The organism is Paenibacillus haidiansis (assembly GCF_036553665.1).
Classification (GTDB): Bacteria; Bacillota; Bacilli; order Paenibacillales; family Paenibacillaceae; genus Fontibacillus; species Fontibacillus haidiansis.
On sequence record NZ_JAZHPZ010000043.1, the window covers coordinates 1 to 662 of the forward strand.

The 662-nt window shown below is 51.7% G+C and carries 1 rRNA gene; it reads left to right on the top strand.

The annotated features are described in order from the left end of the window. Window position 1 precedes the first annotated feature (1 nt). Window positions 2–662 (top strand): 23S ribosomal RNA (locus tag V3851_RS26905); the annotation flags it as partial.

Sequence of the window (662 nt, forward strand, 5' to 3'; positions counted from 1 at the left end):
TGGTTAAGCTACTAAGAGCACACGGAGGATGCCTAGGCGCTAGGAGCCGAAGAAGGACGTGGCGAACAACGATACTGCCTCGGGGAGCTGTAAGCAAGCTTTGATCCGGGGATGTCCGAATGGGGAAACCCGGCTGGAGTAATACCCAGTCACTCATCACTGAATACATAGGTGATGAAGAGGCATACCAGGGGAACTGAAACATCTAAGTACCCTGAGGAAGAGAAAACAAAAGTGATTCCGTTAGTAGCGGCGAGCGAATGCGGATTAGCCTAAACCAGGGAGCTTGCTCTCTGGGGTTGTGGGACGTCTCACATGGAGTTACAAAGGAGCATATTAGACGAACAGGTCTGGAAAGGCCGGCCAAAGAAGGTAAAAGCCCTGTAATCGAAAGTGTGCTCCCTCCGAGACGGATCCCGAGTAGTGCGGGGCACGTGAAACCCCGTATGAATCTGCCAGGACCATCTGGTAAGGCTAAATACTCCCTAGCGACCGATAGTGAAGCAGTACCGTGAGGGAAAGGTGAAAAGCACCCCGGAAGGGGAGTGAAAAAGAACCTGAAACCGTGTGCTTACAAGAAGTCAGAGCCCGATCAATGGGTGATGGCGTGCCTTTTGTAGAATGAACCGGCGAGTTACGTTTGCAAGCAAGGTTAAGTCGAT